Source organism: Providencia alcalifaciens (assembly GCF_020271745.1).
Taxonomy (GTDB): Bacteria; Pseudomonadota; Gammaproteobacteria; order Enterobacterales; family Enterobacteriaceae; genus Providencia; species Providencia alcalifaciens_B.
The window spans coordinates 2,323,664-2,339,576 of the sequence record NZ_CP084296.1; the positions used below are offsets into that span (position 1 = coordinate 2,323,664).

Annotated in this window: 11 protein-coding genes, 1 tRNA gene and 1 other RNA gene; 7 read left to right on the forward strand and 6 right to left on the reverse strand. The window is 41.2% G+C overall.

Annotated elements, in window-relative coordinates:
• Nucleotides 1-134: 134 nt before the first annotated feature.
• Nucleotides 135-1,001, reverse strand: coding sequence for an acyl-CoA thioesterase II (gene tesB, locus LDO51_RS10605; protein ID WP_225574544.1), 867 nt, complete (start codon nt 999-1,001; stop codon nt 135-137).
• 238 nt (nt 1,002-1,239) lie between these two features.
• Here tesB and LDO51_RS10610 point away from each other — a divergent pair, with 238 nt between their 5' ends.
• A complete protein-coding gene (locus LDO51_RS10610) occupies nt 1,240-1,698 on the forward strand; it encodes a YbaY family lipoprotein (protein ID WP_225574545.1) in 459 nt (152 codons plus the stop codon).
• Nucleotides 1,699-1,877: 179 nt separating this feature from the next.
• An RNA gene (gene ffs, locus LDO51_RS10615) (signal recognition particle sRNA small type) lies at nt 1,878-1,974 on the forward strand.
• Nucleotides 1,975-2,344: 370 nt separating this feature from the next.
• On the opposite strand, the gene LDO51_RS10620 is transcribed toward ffs, so the two are convergent.
• The 4 genes from LDO51_RS10620 to gloB form a co-directional block, all read right to left on the reverse strand.
• On the reverse strand, nt 2,345-2,548 hold the full coding sequence (locus LDO51_RS10620; RefSeq protein ID WP_004905417.1) for an HHA domain-containing protein: 204 nt from the start codon (nt 2,546-2,548) through the stop codon (nt 2,345-2,347).
• A gap of 72 nt (nt 2,549-2,620) precedes the next feature.
• Complete coding sequence (gene tomB, locus LDO51_RS10625) at nt 2,621-2,989, reverse strand: Hha toxicity modulator TomB (RefSeq protein ID WP_225574546.1); 369 nt, start codon at nt 2,987-2,989, stop codon at nt 2,621-2,623.
• Between the two features lie 515 nt (nt 2,990-3,504).
• A complete protein-coding gene (gene mltD, locus LDO51_RS10630) occupies nt 3,505-4,890 on the reverse strand; it encodes a murein transglycosylase D (protein WP_225574547.1) in 1,386 nt (461 codons plus the stop codon).
• Between the two features lie 82 nt (nt 4,891-4,972).
• Nucleotides 4,973-5,725 carry a hydroxyacylglutathione hydrolase gene (gene gloB, locus LDO51_RS10635; protein ID WP_225574548.1) on the reverse strand — a complete coding sequence of 251 codons (753 nt, stop codon included), beginning with the start codon at nt 5,723-5,725 and terminating at the stop codon, nt 4,973-4,975.
• A gap of 34 nt (nt 5,726-5,759) precedes the next feature.
• Here gloB and LDO51_RS10640 point away from each other — a divergent pair, with 34 nt between their 5' ends.
• Entirely contained in the window at nt 5,760-6,485 is a 726-nt protein-coding gene (locus LDO51_RS10640; protein WP_225574549.1) for a class I SAM-dependent methyltransferase, read from the forward strand.
• Nucleotides 6,486-6,497: 12 nt separating this feature from the next.
• Here LDO51_RS10640 and rnhA read toward each other — a convergent pair whose 3' ends face one another.
• Nucleotides 6,498-6,968: a ribonuclease HI gene (gene rnhA / locus LDO51_RS10645; protein ID WP_036953952.1), complete on the reverse strand. Its 471-nt coding sequence runs from the start codon at nt 6,966-6,968 to the stop codon at nt 6,498-6,500.
• Nucleotides 6,969-7,022: 54 nt separating this feature from the next.
• On the opposite strand from rnhA, the gene dnaQ reads away from it, so the two are divergent.
• The 4 genes from dnaQ (at nt 7,023) to LDO51_RS10665 (ending at nt 15,892) form a co-directional block, all read left to right on the forward strand.
• The gene (gene dnaQ / locus LDO51_RS10650; protein WP_225574550.1) at nt 7,023-7,784 is read left to right on the forward strand and encodes a DNA polymerase III subunit epsilon; all 762 of its coding nucleotides are present in this window, start codon (nt 7,023-7,025) and stop codon (nt 7,782-7,784) included.
• Nucleotides 7,785-7,906: 122 nt separating this feature from the next.
• Nucleotides 7,907-7,983, forward strand: a tRNA-Asp gene (locus tag LDO51_RS10655).
• A 1,064-nt stretch (nt 7,984-9,047) separates the two neighbouring features.
• Nucleotides 9,048-9,557 carry a cell envelope biogenesis protein OmpA gene (locus LDO51_RS10660; RefSeq protein ID WP_225574551.1) on the forward strand — a complete coding sequence of 170 codons (510 nt, stop codon included), beginning with the start codon at nt 9,048-9,050 and terminating at the stop codon, nt 9,555-9,557.
• A 65-nt stretch (nt 9,558-9,622) separates the two neighbouring features.
• Complete coding sequence (locus LDO51_RS10665) at nt 9,623-15,892, forward strand: Ig-like domain-containing protein (protein WP_225574552.1); 6,270 nt, start codon at nt 9,623-9,625, stop codon at nt 15,890-15,892.
• Nucleotides 15,893-15,913 lie beyond the last annotated feature (21 nt).

The window sequence follows — 15,913 nt, forward strand, 5'->3', positions numbered from 1 at the left end:
ATATGTTGAATTGACAAACGGATAAGGTTGCCCAGCAAGAAAAGCCTCACAATTAGGACCTCTATAAAGTTGAGGCTTTCTTACCTAAAAGTAAGTAATAACTTACTTTTTTTGGACTGATATAAATCAGGAAGTTATCGCGGTTTTCTCTTACGAATGACCCCTTCTTGTACCGTTGTTGCCACTAAATCCCCTTGCTGATTATAAATTTGCCCTTTCACAAAGCCACGCCCACCAGAAGCAGAAGGGCTTTCAATGGCATAAAGTAGCCATTCATCGAGGCGATAAGGGCGATGGAACCACATTGAATGGTCAATCGTTGCCACTTGTAAATCACGTTCCATGAACCCACGTCCATGAGGCTGTAATGCAGCAGGAAGGAAATTGTAATCCGATGCGTAGCCTAACAAGTAGTCATGCAACTCTGGTGTCTTGGGTAGCTCTCCTTTCGCCTTAAACCAAATATAGCGAAAGGGTTCTTGAGGTGCGCTATCAAACGGGCTATAGAATTGTATTGGGCGAAACTCGAAAGGATTAGGACGCAGTGCATATTTTTTGACAGCATCGGGGAGCTGGTCTGCGATGCGTTGAATAATTTCATCTTGTGAAATCAATTGCTCTGGTGCAGGGACATCGGGCATTAAATTTTGATGGTTAAATCCATCTTCTTGTTCTTGAAATGAGGCTGTCATGAAGAAGATCGGTTTACCATTTTGAATGGCGCTAATCCGACGTGTACTAAAGCTGCCGCCATCACGTAAAATTTCTACATCGTAGACAATCGGTTTTTGGCTGTCTCCTGGACGCAGAAAATAGCTATGAAATGAGGTTATGATGCGATCTTCTGGGGTGGTTTGTTTCGCTGCATACATGGCTTGTCCAACAACCTGCCCACCAAAAACTTGTGGCAAACCAAGATCTTCACTTTGTCCCCGAAAAATACCTTCTTCAATTTTTTCGAGTTTTATTAGGCTAATTAAGTTTTGTAATTCTGTGCTCATAGTTACCTTGAAGACGGTTAAAAAATATCAGATGCAGCTATTTTCCCATTAATTCACAAAAATAGGTAGGCAGTTTGTGTACGGATTAATTGACAGCCGTTTTTGGTTACAATTTGAAATATAATTTCATTATTTAATTTGTATTAGATATAATTTTCTAAGTTTAGATAAACTCTAATATATCAAGAATAATCATATTAAAATGTCTAATTAAATCAAAACATTACAGGTAATCATAATGACATTCTATCGCTACATGATTAGTTCGTTGATACTTATTTTCTTAGTAGGGTGTGAAGGGAACAACGCCAATCCCCCTGAAAAAAGGGTAAAAGGGAAAAGTAATCACGAAAATCAGCAGGTAGATATTGGTACGATCAGCGGAAATATCCTGATTGCTAAAAACAAAGGATTATCTGAAAACCTAGACATTACGGTCACCATGGTAGATAACTCATTTGTTGAGCTGCCAGCGCTGATATTATCTCAAAGGCACTATACTAACTTGAACAATCAAGTGACGCTCCCGTACCAGTTGACATACCACAAAAATGAAATAAGAAACCAAGCTAAAATCACGGTTAGTGCGACGTTACACGCCGATGGAAAATTAGTCTATATTACAGAATCGTCGACCGAAGTGATCAATAATGGCATGGTTGAAAATATTGATTTACTTCTGGTTCCTGCTAACTAGCGGTTGCTTCTTATTCATAAATATTAATTCCTGCCAATATTTTTTGTTCATACTAATCTGTATTAAATAGCCTTCAGATTTTTGTGTAATAAAACAGCACTTGATCGCCACTTTCTTGCTATTTAACTATCTATCAAGCATAATGCCCGTGCTTTGAAAGAAGCAATCAATGGGGGCTCTGTTGGTTCTCCCGCAACGCTAACTTGTTAACTAGGTCAGGTCCGGAAGGAAGCAGCCATAGCAGGGGTCGTGTGTGCCGGGATGTCGCTGGCAGGGCTCCCACCCAATATCAAGTTCCCTCTCAATCTTCATATCCTCATTTTCATCAATCAAATGCTCAGTAACAATAACTATTGTCTCTTGGCTATGCTTTCTTGTTATTATCGTGCTTGGCTTAATCTATTTTAATAATAAGAAATTGATTGCTATTCTTAATTGGTATTTACAATGGTTCAATTGATATTGAAATAGCTATTATCGCATGAAATGTTAAATTAATTGGGATTAGGGAAAGGTGAAAATAAAAGGATATAAAGAGGTTGTCAGTATTCGGTGAATACTAACTAAAATAAGTAAGGAATTTTCATTGAGCCGATAAAGTATTACCGGCTATAACCATTCACTATCTATGCGCGTAAATAAGTATTTATCTAACAAACTTCCAAACAGATGCTGGGATTTTATCGTAAAGTTTATTCATAGTGAGTTCGGCAAGACGATGATCTGCTGCAGAGTAAAATAACTCTAATTCATCATCAGATAACTCATACTTATTTTTTTCAATAACGCGCTCAAGTGTTTCAATAGTGGTGCATTTTCTTAAACGCATCAGATAATCGGATTTGGTCATAACGCCCTTTCTTTATGTGTCGATAACCTAAAATATACTATGGGATAGTGAAATTAAAGGTAAATGGTGATTCTATGTCTTACTTGTCAGGCATTTTAGATCATCATCGAGCACGGCGACAAGATTTTGATTCATACTTTCCCAGTCAATGATTTCGCTGAAAGTAATTACTGGGCTGCCAAATAAATTATATGTCTCGTCAAGATACTCTTCAACAAGAGAAATAACGAGATTTTCTTTTGGATACTTGATTTTGAATCGCCAGACAAAAGCTGCAATATGCTCAACGAGCTCATTGAGACTGATGCTTTGTGCCGAACTAAGATCATTTACCCAATGGGTGTTTGTTTTTAGTAAACTTGATATTGCGTCTCTATTCAAACTGTTACATAGATATTTTAATTCAGCTATATCATGTTTCTTGGGTGAGTATTCATCCATAATCACCTCCATGGGCGAATCTGACTTTTACTTTGCGTATTTTTGTATCAAAAATAATGCCATATCAACTAAATATAAGCATCTGTTTTCAATATAAAAAACATAGTTAGCATATTGATAAATATAAGATTATCACTAATTGAGAGAGTTTTTAGATTGTCACTAATATAAAAGTAATATTCAAATATAAACTGATTGCTCAGATTGCTTTCGCCACATCAATAATAATAGCACTTTTATTTCATAAGTCACCACCCAATAATGACTTTTTTAAGGTGGGAACCGTGAGGGGGGATTAGGAAAAATCGGGCTAATTATTTTTTCTATCACACTCTAATGAAGAATGTAAATGATATTGTGCGATTTCGGCTATTAAGTGTATTTAGATGTATGTTACCACTCAAATTGTGATCGAGACTAAGCCTAATTAAATAGCTTATTTCTAATCGTTGAATTTTATTTAATATAAAATCCCCTAAGGTTTAACCTTTATGAGGATTTTTGAAATATTTAATTTAAAGATATAAATTCAATGTAACACCTGGCTTTAAATCTGCCATTTTAACACCTGAGTTCCAACTCATCAGGTCGTTAAGTTTAATTCCATGGCGCTTAGCAATGCTGTAATAACTATCGCCTTTTCTGACTTTGTAGGTTCCACCTTTACGGTTATTGCTAGTGCTAGTCGGTGTCGTACCTGAAATTTTTAAAGTTTGTCCTGGAACGATATTAGCTTTCGCTGTTTTTAACCCATTTAGCTGTTGGATGTTCTTTGCCGTTGTATTGAATTTTTTAGCAATACTTGCGATAGATTCACCTTTGCGAACTTTATATCTAAAGGTTTTAGCTTGCTTTGAGTTCGCTTTTGCTGTCTGGATGTTACTGGCTGCGGCTTGAGCATAACGGTTTTGTGCTACGGCGTTACGAATATCATTTAATACGTCTTGATCCGTCAGTGAAACTTTTAGCTGCTCAGCTTTTGCAGTGGGCAACATAATATAATGCGGACCATTTGGCGACGTAACACCTCGGGTATAACCCGAATTATAGGTTTTAATGGATTCTTCCGTTAAACCTGTCAATTCAGCAGCTTGAGTCAATGTGATTTGTTGTCCCACATCAACTTGCGTTAACCCTCTACTCTTATTACTTTTCGGTAATCTGACTTGATAGCGTTCTGGTTGTCTTAAAACTTGGCTAAGCGCAAGGATCTTTGGAACATATTGTTTGGTTTCTTTCGGTAACTGAAGAGACCAAAAATCTGTTGGTAAGCCAGCAGCTTCATTCTTTTTAATCGCGTTTTGTACGCAACCTTCACCGCAGTTATAAGCAGCAAGTGTGAGCTCCCAATCGTGACCGAACATAATATTCAGATTTTCAAGGAGATCTAAAGCCGCTTTTGTGGATGTCACAACATCACGTCGCTCATCAACCCATTGTGTCTGTTTTAACCCATATGAGCGTGCAGTAATGGGAACGATTTGCCAAAGGCCCGCCGCTTGCGCAGGAGAAGTGGCTTTAGGATTATATGAACTTTCAATGACAGGAATTAAGGCTAATTCCATTGGTAAGCTACGATCATTGATTTCATCTACAATTAAGTACATGTAAGGCTCTGCTCTTACTGCCACATCATAGATAAAACTTTGTTTATTAGAGTAACTATTGGCCATTTCCCGAATTGTTGCGTTTTCGGGGATATCCATCTTCAGCTCACCACTAATATAACCCCAAAGGTCATGATCGACTTTAGAAACCTGTCTACTTGCTGCCTGGTTATGGGATGCAACAGAGTCAATTGAGTGGTTGGCTGAAGATTTTGGTTGCTTAACGGTGACTTTGGAAGTGCCTTGACAGCCCGCAAGCAAAACAATGGCGATGAGGGTCGCGATTATCTTCATTAGCTCAGTTTTTCTTTGTTTTTAATGTTTAAAAGTTGACCAGATAATACTGGCTTTAGCTGTTATTGACAATAATTATACATCAATATTCATCTTTTAATTGGCGTAATAATGTAAAAACTGCTCGTAATGATGGATTTGTCATATTAATGTTCAGTTTTTGTTGCAATTCAGGGTTATCGCACTGTAAAAAAATGTTGATGTTTTTCTCAGTTTTCAATGTACTAGGTACTGTTGCTTGCTGATTATTACGTAAAATTCTTACTTTTTCGGAATAATTTGTAATTGTCTCATTTTCAGGCCAAATATGATGAGCAAATTGTAAATTAGACTGCGTATATTCATGCGCACAGCAGATGAGAGTATCATCAGGAAGTGCTGCGATTTTTTGAATTGATTGATACATTTGCTCGGGAGTACCTTCGAAGATCCGTCCACAACCAGCTGAAAATAATGTATCACCACAAAATAGGTAAGGAGCTTGGTAAAAACCGATATGCCCAAGTGTATGGCCCGGGAGACCGATAACTTGAAAATTGAAGTCACCAATAGAGACGGAATCGCCATCACACACCAACTCTGTCGCACCTTTCACTAAGGTTTCTTGGGGACCAAATACGAGGAGTTTTGGATATTGAGCAATAATGTCTTTCACACCCTGAGTATGGTCGTTATGATGATGGGTGAGTAAAATTGCAACAGGGGTCAATTGGTTAGCCGTTAATATTGAGAGAACCGCCTCTGACTCAGCAGGGTCAACAATGATACATTGCTGGTTGTTTGCTAGTAGCCAAATGTAATTATCATTTAACGCTGGTACTCGAATTAACTCCATAATCAACCTCGATCCGATTTTTAAGGGGAATGTTATGAAACCTGCGCGTATTGAAGAAAAGATTCAAATGCCCGCCAGTTGGTCTGATATTCCTTTTGGTGAACACTATCGCCAAGCCTTGGAAGCCCAGTTAGCGCCTTGGTGGCAAAAAATTTTTGGTTTTCACCTGCTTAAATTAGGGCATTTGAGTACAGAAATCCACACTAAAGAGTGCATGATCCCTCATCAATTTACGCTAGGTGAAGATCCTCACGTATTTGATGTCGCGGCAAATCCGGAAGCTTTGCCTTTTGCGGATAAGACAATTGATGCTTGTTTAATGCCCCATTTGCTGGCCTATAGCCATGATCCGCATTGGATCTTGCGGGAAGTTGATCGGGTATTGCTCGATGATGGTTGGCTGATTTTATCGGGGTTTAACCCATTTAGCCTAGCAGGAATGGCCAAATTAGTGCCTATTTTGCGTAAGCAGCAGCCTTACTGTAGCCGCTTTTTCCCTTCTCTCCGGGTATTTGATTGGCTAGGGTTACTCAATTATGAGGTGCTATATCACCGAAATTGCCAAGTGCTTCCTTGGGCTTCATCGGAAAAACGGGTCAATAAACGTTGTGGTGGAATTGGTGTGATCAGCGTGATTGTTGCAAGAAAGCGGACATATCCATTAATGCCAACGCCCCTGAAATTTAAGCAGCCTAAGGTGAAAATTTCAACAGCGTTGGGTGCAACGAAAGAAATCAGTAAATCGAAGCAACTTCGTTAAATTTGAATCTGACTATTCTTGAGTAGGCTGGTAGCCTGTATCTTCTTTTGTTGGCGCATTGGCCGCGGCGCGAGCTAATTCATCACACTTTTCATTCTCCGCATGACCCGCATGACCTTTTACCCAGCGCCAATCGATGGTATGGCGCGTAATTGCTTGGTCGAGACGCTTCCAAAGATCCACATTGACCACTGGCGATTTATCCGCTTTTTTCCATTGGCGGCGTTTCCAATTGTGGATCCACTGAGTGATCCCTTGACGTACATATTGGCTATCGGTGGTCAGGATAATATCGCATGGTCGGGTAAGTGATTCTAAAGCAACGATTGCTGCGAGTAATTCCATACGATTATTGGTGGTGAGGAAAAAACCATCACTGAGTGTTTTCTCATGTTGCTGATAACGAAGTACGATACCGTATCCGCCGGGCCCTGGGTTGCCTAAACAAGACCCATCAGTGAAAATTTCTACCTGCTTTGTCATTTCTGTTACACTCTTCCTTATTCATCAACTTCTAGTTTGACACAAAAAAACATTATGAGCACGGCGATAACCCGACAAATTGTCCTCGATACTGAAACCACAGGTATGAACAAGCTTGGTGTTCATTATGAAGGGCACAATATCATTGAAATTGGTGCTGTAGAGGTGATTAATCGCCGCTTAACAGGACGCAATTTCCATGTGTACATCAAACCAGACCGTCTCGTTGACCCGGAAGCTTTCGAAGTCCACGGAATCAGTGATGAATTTTTGCAAGACAAACCAGTATTTGCTGATATAGCCGATGAGTTTATCGAATTTATTCGCGGTGCAGAACTCGTCATTCACAATGCGCCCTTCGATATCGGCTTTATGGACTACGAATTTCGTAAGCTTAACAGAGGAATTCCTCCAACTTCAGAATTCTGCACCATTACCGACAGCTTAGTATTAGCTCGCAAGATTTTCCCCGGTAAACGTAATAACTTAGATGCCTTATGTGATAGGTACCTTATCGATAACTCCAAGCGAACATTGCACGGAGCTTTACTCGATGCTGAGATCCTCTCTGACGTCTATTTAGCGATGACAGGGGGGCAAACCTCTCTTGCATTTTCAATGGACTCTGAATCCAGCAATACAGAGCAAGCCAATGAAATTCAACGTATTGAGCGCCCAGTCAGTGGATTAAAAATTATTTATGCTTCTGCAGAAGAAATTGCAGAGCATGAAGCCCGCTTAGATATCGTGGATAAAAAAGGGGGAAAGCCCTGTTTATGGCGGCAAACTGAGCAAGATGACGAAACGCTTCATTGAGGTCGACAATTTTGTAATCGGACAAGGCTAAAAACTGCTCAACTGTACGATTTTTCAAGAAAAAGAGTTGACTGTTATATCAAGTATTCGTAATATGCTTGGCGTTCCCAGTAGGGAACTTCGGAGCGGTAGTTCAGTTGGTTAGAATACCTGCCTGTCACGCAGGGGGTCGCGGGTTCGAGTCCCGTCCGTTCCGCCAATTTATTAAGCCCTGAGTCTTATGACTCGGGGCTTTTTTTTGCTTTAAAATCACCAACTACATGGTATTTCCTGCCTTTGGGTGCACATGCCTCGACTTGCACCCATTCTCACTCTTCCGAGGGCAGCTAGGTGGCTTATTACTGTCTATTCTGTTTACTGTACTCTTGCGATCATATTTATTTTCAAATGGTTTTTAGGAATGAGAATTAATCCTAAGAACGATAGATTGTTATTTTTTAATATTGAAATAGAAATTAGTAATGTATTTAAATTAATATTTATTTTTATTAACTAAGAATAATTCCTAGATAAATTAGGAATTATAAGAAAATATTCTTAGTTTTTATTCAAATTTGTTTTTTAAGCGAAATTATTAAAAATAATAGATGATATATATATCTAATTATGTGTTCTGACTATTTTGAAGGAGATTAAATGATAAGGGTGTTTAATTCGAATGCTATAAACCTATATTGTACACGCTGTGGGAGTATTCCATGATAATACGTTTTTTACTTGTATTAAGGTATTTTTGCCAGAATGTTAATAGATATTAATATGGTCTATAGACCCCTATTTTATAAAGGTTTTAACTCAGCTTTAAATCCTTTTCATTTATATATATATAGAATTTAAATTTTATTTTTATCAATTTTATGGTTTTTATTCTCACACACCATATGGGTTAGAAAAATAAATAATCTTTTAACATATCAATTTTATTAATAAAAACAATTCATTATGATTCAATTGGTAGAATAGCGACTAAAATTGATAGCATTTCTGCGGATTGGTAAAATCCAGAGGGGGGAAATTGACGCATATCAAATTTGAACGATATAATGCTGAAGTTTTCATCATGTAACAAAATGCTTCTGGTGCTCATTTTATGAGGTTGAATTGAAGCGAAAATAATTATGATTATTTTATTTTTAAGCTGGAAACTAAATGATTTCCAACTTTAGTATTTATTCAAATCACTTAAATATTTATTCTCTCTAATATTACATAGAGGGATTTTTCTTTGCATAAATTAAACACCATAGCGTTGAAAGGATTAATATGAAAAAGTTCACTGGCGTTGTAATGCTATTATGTATTGCAGCATTGACGGGTTGTGTTCGCAATGAAGGATTGCACGGATATAATAATGAAACATGGAAGAATAAGAATATTCTCAAAGAAAGCAAAGAAGTCGAAAGTAATAAAGCACTAGTTTCTTTCTATAGAATAGATAATCAAGTTGAAGGGAAAACAATTAATATATTTGTGAATAAACAGTACCTCACTTCATTAGAGCCTAATGCGACTAAACAAATTAAATTATGTTCAGGAAACAACAATTTTACTGCATATAAGACAGATGTTAGCGAGCGCTATAATACTAAGTTAAATGAAATCGATAATAAGCCACTAGAGCCTGGGAAATCTTATGCGTTCTTGGTCACTGAAAGCAATGGAACAGTATCATTAAAACCAATGACAGAAAAAGAAGTTAATGAATTTAAAGGAAATGTTAGTACTCAAGTTCATACTTTACCGCGCGTGGATGTAGCTCGAAGCTGCCAATAATTAATCCTATTTTAAACTAAATTTAATTCAATAAATAATTGTCCGATACGAGGCAATGGATAACTATGTCTATTAAAAAAATATCAATTAAAGTTAATAATAGCAAAGAGACGATTGAGCAATATTCTGTTACTGGTGGGGAAAACGGTGCAGGTAAATTAAAACAACCACTGCATATTAATGCACAAAAAGATGTAAACTATTTATTAATTGACGAGAGTACACAATTCGCACCAGAAAACATCGCGGTTAAGCGCGTTGATAAAAACCTTGTCATCGCATTTGAGGGCGGTGATGTAGAAAGCCCTGATTTAATTATTGAAAATTACTTTGCTGAGAATGGTGCCATTGGTTACCAAGAAGGCGATGCAAACCTCATTATTGGTCAATATGAAAATGGCCAATACTTCCCATATGTTCCTGAAAGTGCGGTAAAAGCAGATGCCATCAGCCAATTAGCGGACGGCCAAGCGGCTGGGCAAGCCATTGGTGGCGATGCATTACCACCATTGTGGGCATTTAACCCATGGTGGTTAGCTGCACTGGTTCCTCTTATCGGTATTCCGGCTGTTGCAATCAGTGGCGGCGGCGGTGGCGGCGGTCATTCTAAAGTTGTCGACCATGCACCTATTGCGGGTGATGATTCTGCACATGCAAAACATAATACGCCAGTTACGATCCATGTTACTGCGAACGACAGTGACGTTGATGGCGATTTAAATCCGAACTCTATCCGTATCGTCAAAGAAGGTTCTAAAGGAACCGTGACAATCGGTAAAGATGGAAACATTATTTACACCCCTAAAAAGGGTGAATATGGCGTAGATACCATCACTTACGTGGTAAAAGACCGCGCTGGCCACGAGTCGAATGTTGCGACCATCACCGTAAAAATTGATGCAGCACCAGAAGCGCAAGACGATTCTGCTGTGACCAAAGAATCTAAGCCTGTCACCATCGATATGGAAAACAACTACTCCGATAAAGACGGTGATGTTGACCATAACTCTTTAGCGATTAAAACCAATGGTGGCAAAGGTTTCGCGAAGTTTGTTAATGGCAAATTAGTGTACCAGCCGAATAAAGGCGAAGTGGGTACTGACACCATCACTTATACCGTGACAGATAAAAACGGTAACGTCTCTGAAGATGCGACAATCACCATCAACATCGATGCGCCGACGGTAGCAAACGACGATTCAGCCAAAGCCAACAAAGCCACGCCAGTTGAATTAGATGTTTTAGGTAATGATACCGATCTTGACGGTGATATTGACCCAACCACATTAGAAGTTGTGGGTGAACCAACCAAAGGCACCGTCAAAGTTGTTGATGGTAAGCTGGTGTACACCGCGAACCCAGATGCAACAGGCCAAGACACGATTACGTATTTAGTTAAAGATAAAAATGGCAACGTATCCAACAAAGCGACCGTGACCATTGATATCACTGAGCCGCCAGTCGCCAACGAAGATAAAGCCGATACTCGCCACAATACCCCAGTTGAAATTGATGTTACGGCGAACGACACCGATCTCGATGGCGATCTGGACAAAAACAGCGTGGTGATCACCCATCCGGGCACCAAAGGCACCGTGACCATCGGCGAAGATGGTAAGCTAATCTACACCCCGAATAAGGGTGAGCACGGCACGGACACCATCAAGTACACTATCAAAGACAAGAACGGCAACGTGTCGAATGAAGCGACCGTGACCATCACCATCGATGCACCGCCAGTAGCGGGCAATGATATTGCAGATACGCGTCATAATAAACCGGTGGAAATTGACATCACTGCGAACGACACCGATCTCGATGGCGATCTGGACAAAAACAACGTAGTGATCACCAATCCGGGCACCAAAGGTACCGTGACCATCGGCGAAGATGGCAAGCTGATCTACACTCCGAATAAGGGTGAGCACGGCACGGACACCATCAAGTACACTATCAAAGACAAGAACGGCAACGTTTCTGAAGAAGCGACGGTGACCGTCACCATCGATGCGCCGCCAGTAGCGGGCAATGATGTTGCAGATACGCGTCATAATAAACCGGTGGAAATTGATATCACTGCGAACGACACCGATCTCGATGGCGATCTGGACAAAAACAGCGTAGTGATCACCAATCCGGGTACCAAAGGCACCGTGACCATTGGTGAAGATGGCAAACTGACTTACATCCCGAATGAAGGGGCGCACGGCACGGATACCATTAAATACACCATTAAAGACAAGAACGGCAACGTTTCTGAAGAAGCGACGGTGACCGTCACCATCGATGCGCCGCCAATCGCCGAAAACGACAAAGGCAGCACCGTGCAAGGTAAGCCAGCGATTGTTGACTTGAGCGATAACATCAGCGATTTAGACGGTGACTACGATCTTTCCACCCTGAAAGTGGTCAGCAATGGCAAACAAGGTGTTGCGACTATTGATGCCGATGGCAAGCTGATCTACACCCCGAATGACGGCGCGCACGGCACGGACACCATCACGTACCAAGTATTTGATAAACAGGGTAATGTGTCGAACACGGCGACGGTAGTCATTACCATCGATGCGCCGCCAATCGCCGAAAACGACAAAGGCAGCACCGTGCAAGGTAAGCCAGCGATTGTTGACTTGAGCGATAACATCAGCGATTTAGACGGTGACTACGATCTTTCCACCCTGAAAGTGGTCAGCAATGGCAAACAAGGTGTTGCGACTATTGATGCCGATGGCAAGCTGATCTACACCCCGAATGACGGTGCGCACGGCACGGACACCATCACGTACCAAGTATTTGATAAACAGGGTAATGTGTCGAACACGGCGACGGTAGTCATTACCATCAAAGCGCCGCCAATCGCCGAAAACGACAAAGGCAGCACCGTGCAAGGTAAGCCAGCGATTGTTGACTTGAGCGATAACATCAGCGATTTAGACGGTGACTACGATCTTTCCACCCTGAAAGTGGTCAGCAATGGCAAACAAGGTGTTGCGACTATTGATGCCGATGGCAAGCTGATCTACACCCCGAATGACGGCGCGCACGGCACGGACACCATCACGTACCAAGTATTTGATAAACAGGGTAATGTGTCGAACACGGCGACGGTAGTCATTACCATCAAAGCGCCGCCAATCGCCGAAAACGACAAAGGCAGCACCGTGCAAGGTAAGCCAGCGATTGTTGACTTGAGCGATAACATCAGCGATTTAGACGGTGACTACGATCTTTCCACCCTGAAAGTGGTCAGCAATGGCAAACAAGGTGTTGCGACTATTGATGCCGATGGCAAGCTGATCTACACCCCGAATGACGGCGCGCACGGCACGGACACCATCACGTACCAAGTATTTGATAAACAGGGTAATGTGTCGAACACGGCGACGGTAGTCATTACCATCAAAGCGCCGCCAATCGCCGAAAACGACAAAGGCAGCACCGTGCAAGGTAAGCCAGCGATTGTTGACTTGAGCGATAACATCAGCGATTTAGACGGTGACTACGATCTTTCCACCCTGAAAGTGGTCAGCAATGGCAAACAAGGTGTTGCGACTATTGATGCCGATGGCAAGCTGATCTACACCCCGAATGACGGCGCGCACGGCACGGACACCATCACGTACCAAGTATTTGATAAACAGGGTAATGTGTCGAACACGGCGACGGTAGTCATTACCATCAAAGCGCCGCCAATCGCAGAAAACGACAAAGGCAGCACCGTGCAAGGTAAGCCAGCGATTGTTGACTTGAGCGATAACATCAGCGATTTAGACGGTGACTACGATCTTTCCACCCTGAAAGTGGTCAGCAATGGCAAACAAGGTGTTGCGACTATTGATGCCGATGGCAAGCTGATCTACACCCCGAATGACGGCGCGCACGGCACGGACACCATCACGTACCAAGTGTTTGATAAACAGGGTAATGTGTCGAACACGGCGACGGTGGTCATTACCATCGAAGCGCCGCCAATCGCCGAAAACGACAAAGGCAGCACCGTGCAAGGTAAGCCAGCGATTGTTGACTTGAGCGATAACATCAGCGATTTAGACGGTGACTACGATCTTTCCACCCTGAAAGTGGTCAGCAATGGCAAACAAGGTGTTGCGACTATTGATGCCGATGGCAAGCTGATCTACACCCCGAATGACGGCGCGCACGGTACGGACACCATCACGTACCAAGTCAAAGACAGTAACGGCAACGTCTCTAATATCGCTACCGTAACCATCGAAATCGACGCGGCGCCAGTAGCAACCAATGACAGCGGTATTACCTTAAAAGATACGCCAGTAACGGTAGATCTGCGTGATAACGTCAGTGACTTGGATAAGGATGCCGACCTGTCCACATTAGAAATCGTGTCTAATGGTAATAAAGGAAAGGCCACGATTGTGGACGGAAAACTGGTTTACACACCAAATTCGGGTGTGACAGGGACTGATACCATCACTTACCAAGTGTTTGATAAGAATGGTAACGTTTCAAATACAGCAACCGTCACTATCTCGATTAAAGAGAAAGGATCCGAAGCGGTTGATGTTTACGAAAAAGGTTTAAGAACGGATGGTACTGCGGGTGATTCTAAAATCCTTGTTGATGGAAAAGTCATTCTCGCAAACCCAAAAGATAAGCCAGTTGCTGAGCAAGATATTCAGATCACTAAACCAACAACGGAATTAACCTCCGGTGGTAAGCCTATCACTTGGGAAAGTACCGATAATGGTTTTGTAGGTAAAGACGCTGACGGTAAAGAAGTGATTACGTTGACAGCCAACAGCACAACCGATAATGGTCAAACGACGGTTGACTACAAAGTTAATCTCAAAGGTCTTGTCGATCACCCTGCAGGCAAAGACTCTCTGAATATTGAGTTTGGTGTCAAGAATGGCACCGATGAAGTGAAAACCCAAATCGTGGTGCATGATGATAAGCCAAGCGCTGCGGATGTGGAGTTGTCGGTAGAGCCGCCAGCAGAAAATACCTTCTATGCGAACGTCATTATTTCACTAGACTTCTCGACTAGTATGGATGCTGAGGATAGCGGTATAAAAGGTGACGATACTCGAACTGGAATTAAAACGCGATATGATGCGGCTTTAGATGCAATGCAGACGTTACTTGATAACTATGAAGAGCGCCTGAATAGTGCAGATAAAGGTGATGTGCGCATAAGTCTTAATGGATTTGCTGACAAGGCATCGGCTATTCATCCTGATTTTAAGTCTTCACATGATACGTCATATTGGTTCTCTATTGATGAAGCAAGAGAAATCATCGATGGAATGAAAAAGAAACAGTTTGAAGTATCTAAGAAGTTAGGGATCACGACTAACACTAACTATGATGATGCATTACAACAAATTGTAGATATATACCAAAATCCCAATAAGTTAGGTAAAGGTCCTATTACAGATCAAAATGTAGACAATACGTTTTTCTTTATTAGTGATGGAACTCCGAATATGGGTAATGAACCATATGGGGAAGGTATTAGTGCAAAATCTCCAGATAATTATAAACCAGGGGATTCTTACTCTGATATTGGTGAGGATAAATGGACTAAATTCTTAACTGAAAATGGGATTCGCTCTGTCGCGATTGGTATTGGTCCTGTCATGGTCGAAAAGGATCATAATGGTAAAACGGGAGAGGATTACTTAAAACCAGTCGCTTTTGATGGGAAAAAAGTTACAGATAATGATGGAAGTGACGTGATTGTATTAGAAGATATGAGCTCTTTAGGCAACATCCTGAGCAAATATGTTCCTAACGAAAACACCATCGAAAGTAGCTTCTCAAAAGCGAATGATGGCAAGGAAACCCTGAGCTTCGGCGCGGATGGCATGAAATCCATCAGCATTGAAGTCGATGGCCACACTTACAAATACGATCCTACAACTAAGGAAATAACGTCAGATAACCTTGATAAGAGCATGTGGGTTGATTTTGGTCAGGGTGAATTAGCCGTTAAAACCGATGCGGGCGGTTTACTCTCTATCTCTTTAGGTGAGAAAAACTTTGGTCACTTAACCTATCGTCCGGGGGCAACACGCCCAACAGGAATGGAAAAAGAGACCTTTACGCTGACGTTAACCGATAACGACGGAACCAGTGGTAAATCATCAATTTCAGTGGATATCAGTAAGTTAAAAGAGTCGGGCAATACGGGCTTAAACGATACTGATTTAACCGCCCTGAAACTGTTCTCACCAGAAAGTGCAATGGAGTTACATGGAGTAGATACCGATGTCAATGCAACATCAAGTCACTCTACTGGTTTCATGAATTCATCGTTAGATGCATTACAAGAAACTCAGAGCGCCATTATTTAAGGCTAATTATTGAGGGTTACC

Excerpts from the sequence above, each read along its gene's own strand:
- tesB (WP_225574544.1), bottom strand. The coding sequence starts at position 1,001 with ATGAGCACAGAATTACAAAACTTAATTAGCCTAATAAAACTCGAAAAA.
- LDO51_RS10610 (WP_225574545.1), top strand. The coding sequence starts at position 1,240 with ATGACATTCTATCGCTACATGATTAGTTCGTTGATACTTATTTTCTTA.
- LDO51_RS10620 (WP_004905417.1), bottom strand. The coding sequence starts at position 2,548 with ATGACCAAATCCGATTATCTGATGCGTTTAAGAAAATGCACCACTATT.
- tomB (WP_225574546.1), bottom strand. The coding sequence starts at position 2,989 with ATGGATGAATACTCACCCAAGAAACATGATATAGCTGAATTAAAATAT.
- mltD (WP_225574547.1), bottom strand. The coding sequence starts at position 4,890 with ATGAAGATAATCGCGACCCTCATCGCCATTGTTTTGCTTGCGGGCTGT.
- gloB (WP_225574548.1), bottom strand. The coding sequence starts at position 5,725 with ATGGAGTTAATTCGAGTACCAGCGTTAAATGATAATTACATTTGGCTA.
- LDO51_RS10640 (WP_225574549.1), top strand. The coding sequence starts at position 5,760 with ATGAAACCTGCGCGTATTGAAGAAAAGATTCAAATGCCCGCCAGTTGG.
- rnhA (WP_036953952.1), bottom strand. The coding sequence starts at position 6,968 with ATGACAAAGCAGGTAGAAATTTTCACTGATGGGTCTTGTTTAGGCAAC.
- dnaQ (WP_225574550.1), top strand. The coding sequence starts at position 7,023 with ATGAGCACGGCGATAACCCGACAAATTGTCCTCGATACTGAAACCACA.
- LDO51_RS10660 (WP_225574551.1), top strand. The coding sequence starts at position 9,048 with ATGAAAAAGTTCACTGGCGTTGTAATGCTATTATGTATTGCAGCATTG.
- LDO51_RS10665 (WP_225574552.1), top strand. The coding sequence starts at position 9,623 with ATGTCTATTAAAAAAATATCAATTAAAGTTAATAATAGCAAAGAGACG.